This is a genomic window from Enterobacter sp. PL1, assembly GCF_945957325.1.
Taxonomy (GTDB): Bacteria; Pseudomonadota; Gammaproteobacteria; order Enterobacterales; family Enterobacteriaceae; genus Enterobacter; species Enterobacter roggenkampii.
Genome location: NZ_CAMFKT010000063.1, coordinates 1 through 3,654, shown reverse-complemented (window position 1 = coordinate 3,654; position 3,654 = coordinate 1). Strand labels below are relative to the sequence as shown.

The 3,654-nt window shown below is 51.6% G+C and carries 5 protein-coding genes; 1 reads left to right on the top strand and 4 read right to left on the bottom strand.

Annotated elements, in window-relative coordinates:
• Positions 1 to 337, bottom strand: a 337-nt coding sequence (locus N6P30_RS24125; RefSeq protein ID WP_260629998.1) for a tetratricopeptide repeat protein, incomplete at its 3' end; no start/stop codon positions are given.
• Between the two features lie 298 nt (positions 338 to 635).
• Here N6P30_RS24125 and ardK point away from each other — a divergent pair.
• Positions 636 to 977, top strand: coding sequence for an antirestriction protein ArdAB regulator ArdK (ardK, locus tag N6P30_RS24120; protein ID WP_000057569.1), 342 nt, complete (start codon positions 636 to 638; stop codon positions 975 to 977).
• A gap of 14 nt (positions 978 to 991) precedes the next feature.
• Here the strand turns inward: ardK and N6P30_RS24115 are convergent, their stop codons facing one another.
• The 3 genes from N6P30_RS24115 to mucA form a co-directional block, all read right to left on the bottom strand.
• A complete protein-coding gene (locus N6P30_RS24115) occupies positions 992 to 1,783 on the bottom strand; it encodes a SprT-like domain-containing protein (protein WP_001452808.1) in 792 nt (263 codons plus the stop codon).
• Between the two features lie 150 nt (positions 1,784 to 1,933).
• A complete protein-coding gene (gene mucB / locus N6P30_RS24110; RefSeq protein WP_000457702.1) occupies positions 1,934 to 3,199 on the bottom strand; it encodes a translesion error-prone DNA polymerase V subunit MucB in 1,266 nt (421 codons plus the stop codon).
• Positions 3,187 to 3,627 carry a translesion error-prone DNA polymerase V autoproteolytic subunit MucA gene (gene mucA, locus N6P30_RS24105; protein WP_125265039.1) on the bottom strand — a complete coding sequence of 147 codons (441 nt, stop codon included), beginning with the start codon at positions 3,625 to 3,627 and terminating at the stop codon, positions 3,187 to 3,189. Before mucA ends, mucB begins: the two co-directional genes overlap by 13 nt.
• Between the last annotated feature and the right edge of the window lie 27 nt (positions 3,628 to 3,654).

Genomic DNA, 3,654 nt, shown 5'->3' with positions numbered 1-3,654 from the left:
CAGCGAGGCGGTACCACTTGAAAGCCTCTGCATCGTTGGCAGGAGCCGCACGCCCATTCTTATACATACCGTCGACTTCACTTCCGTAGAGGCGCCCGAGGTTGAACTGTGCATCGGCTTCACCCTGCTCGGCCGCCCTGCGGAACCACTGGATCGATGCCGCGTGGTTTTGCTTTACGCCCATACCGCATTTGTACGCAAGACCCATGATGTTCTGAGCCATGGCATCGCCAGCCCTGGCCTTCTTTTCCCAATCACTGACGGTCTCTGGCGACAATGTTTCAATCGCGGCGCCGAGCTTAGAAAAATCATAAGCCGCCAACGCTTGGTTTGGCATGCCTAAAAATACCTTTTAAAAATATGCCTGTGGATATGTGCATATCATCGCTTACCAGCGCCGCTTCGCGGCTCGGTCAACCCCTCAGAACCGCGAAAACAAGTTTCGCAGTTCTTCACGGTTCATGTTTTAATCCAAGCATGGCGCCAGCACCTTCGCGGCACCATCGAGGCCCGCGCTGCTGCCGCACCGGGCCTCACCCTCAAATAAAATAAAGTTTATAAAAATCGTACTTGTATTGACCCCTATTTATTCTGAGTATATCCTTTCTGTAACCAAAACTACGGAGGCGCCACAGATGGCTCAGAAAAACAGAATTTCAGAAACAGAATGGAAACAGCTGCTGCCGCAAATGGCTTCCTTTGCACACATCACAACAGATATTGGCTATTCCGTGCTTGTCAAAGGTGAGAAATCATCAGACGTAGCCACGCGAGTAGGCCGTTCCAAGCAAAACATTTCCAGCACCGTTAAGCGAATCTGGGATTTGTACCAGAACACCACTCTTAAAGCCGAGAACGGCGAACCATTAAAATTAGTTCAGGTCTGGATACCAGCAAGCCTTGCTGAAACTGTTTTAAAAGAAGCCGCGAAGTACAGCATTAATAACATCACGACCTCCGAAATGGAAAAAAAATAAAGTCCGAAAGGACTTTATTTTAAGACTACTAACGCGGCTTTATTACAGTGCTCGCCACCACAGTAAACCACTATCCCCGGTTTACCCCAGAGATTGATATGACACACCGGGCAGCTGTACTTTTCCCGGTTTGTTTTGTTCACCGGCGCTTCAGGCGGCGGGGTTACAAATCGCATGGCCTCTATGATCTCGTCGTCGAGTTCAACCGGGTCGCGCCCTTCCTCCACCTCCTGTTCGTGTTCGCTATCATCTTCCTCGTCGTCAATATAGCCTTTTCCTGTAGGGCTTAGCACAGCGCCAGGCTTAGGCTGGTAAGGCGGAAACCTGTCCATCCAGGAAAGCCGGAAATGGCCTGTCAGCAGTTCATCACAGGCCATATCGAAAGGGCCACCGGCAATAATATAATGGGTCATGCTCTGGCCCACTTTCCTGCCTCCCGGTTCGCCGGTATCAGAAGGCATTAGTCCTACCCGTTCCATCCGGGCCGCCCACTGTTTGTTGTGATAGCCACGGCGGCCAGGCTCGCCAAAATGGAATTGCCACTGATGAACCATCTCATGCACCAGTGTTGAAAGCGTGGCCTTTATGGTTCTGATCGAGAAATACACCGGATTCATAGCGATCTCGTCTACCGTGTACCCACTCTCACGGCCGACGAAACGCTTAAAGGAACAATAGCCATACGTTCGCTTCTCACGCTGCAACGTTATCAGGCATGGCGGCAGCTCGTTGCTGAATAGCTTCTCATTGAAAAAATCGTAGGCTCTCTGAAGTTCATCGTAGGTTTCGGGTGTAGGCAAATTCACTGCTAACCTCACATATATGTATTGTGCAATACACATAATTTAGATGATCTTTTATACAGAGGAAACGGCTTTTACCGAAAACCGCGAAACCGTGCCGAAACTTGTTACGGCCGGTTGAGGGGTTAACCGGCCCGGGTACGGCGCCGGTAATTATTTGATGGTGGCTATTGGTATTGAGCGCCAGTCTGTCGTGTAATCAGGTGACAACATCTGACGACGCATGGCAAAGGAGTTATCGATGCCCTGGCCTGCAAAAAAAAGCTGGTTCTTTCCACGCCGGTTTATACCATCAAGAACAGCCATTAAAGCCTCGCTGCCAGCTGAAGGCGTAGCAGAGTCGAATAAATCAAGCTGGGCCTCCTTCCCGCTAAAATCTGCCAGCATGACCCCTGCTTTTGCATACGCAATATCTTCCCGCCAGATCCGCGCCAGCGCGGCTTGTGCTGCCTGAATTATCGTGCGGCTGTCCTGGGTTGCCACCGTCAGTTTTTCGGTTGCCTGATTGGCATACTGTGTATCACGCACTGAATAAGGACTGGTACGGATAAAGACGCTTATGACGCGGCAGTATTGCCTCTCATTACGCAGTTTTTCAGCTGCGCGCGCTGCAAATCCGGTGACAGCCTGCTGCATGTCCGTCAGGGTTTCTACGCGTTGGCCGAATGAGCGCGACACAACAATCTGCTGCTTCGCAGGAGGGTTTTCTTCCAGGCTGAAGCAAGCCTCGCCGCGCAACTCCCGTACCGTTCTTTCAAGCACAACGCCGAATGTTTTACGGATTAGGCGCGTATCTGCCCTGGCTAAATCCAGCACCGTTTTGATCCCCATTGTGGCGAGTGCTTTCTCTGTACGATGGCCGACGCCCCAGACTTCCGCAACCGGCAGGATGCTCATTAATTTCTTCAGTCTGGCGCCATCGTCCAGAGCAACCACCCCGCCAGTAGCGGGCCATGTTTTTGCAGCGTGGTTACACAGCTTCGCCAGCGTCTTAGTACGGGCAATACCGACCCCGCATACCAGCGTTGTGTGTCGCCTGACTTCCTCGCGCAGTTGGCGCCCGAAAGCGTCAAGGCTCATGGCGGCCGTTATCCCTTTGCAGTCAACAAAAAGCTCGTCGATTGAATACTGTTCGACGTGGCTTGCAAGGGACTCAACTACGGCCGCGAACCGGGCCGACATGGAGGCATAAAGAGTGTAATTAGAGCTAAAAATAGCGATGTTATGACGCTCGATTATGGGTCTGACTTTGAAGTACGGATCGCCCATTTTCAGGCCCGCTTTCTTCGCCAGGTAATTACGGGCCACAATGTTGCCGTCATTGTTGGATAAAACGGCCACTGCTCGGTTTGCCAGATCTGGCCTAAATGCCTGCTCACAGCTGGCGTACATGCCATTGACATCAATCAGCGCAAACATACCGGATGCTCGATAAGGGAATGCGTAACCACTCCCCAGATTTCAACGCTCTCATTATCCGGGTCAATGTAGTACACAGGAAAATCTTTGTTCATCGGCATCAGGCAGGGGCTGGGCCTCAGCAGTAGCCGCTTCACGGTAAATTCATTATGGATGCAGGCGACTACGATTGAGCCGTGGCTGGCCGTCAGCGAGCGATCCACAACCAGTACGTCACCATCATGGATGCGGCCATCTTCCATTGACGAGCCAGAAACCCGCAGGAAGTAAGTTGCTGAAGGGTGACGAACACAATACTCATGCAGGTTTAACTCCTGCTTTTCATAGCCCTGGGCCGGGCTGGGGAACCCCGCAGAAATTCTTTGCAGATAAAAAGGGATGCTGTGTACCCGGCTGGCGCCGGAGCTTTCAAAAATATCGACCTTCATAGCGATCTTCCAAATAACTGTTTATTT

What these genes read in the sequence shown, in the direction of transcription:
- ardK (WP_000057569.1), top strand. Translation starts at nt 636, where the DNA reads ATGGCTCAGAAAAACAGAATTTCAGAAACAGAATGGAAACAGCTGCTG.
- mucB (WP_000457702.1), bottom strand. Translation starts at nt 3,199, where the DNA reads ATGTTTGCGCTGATTGATGTCAATGGCATGTACGCCAGCTGTGAGCAG.
- mucA (WP_125265039.1), bottom strand. Translation starts at nt 3,627, where the DNA reads ATGAAGGTCGATATTTTTGAAAGCTCCGGCGCCAGCCGGGTACACAGC.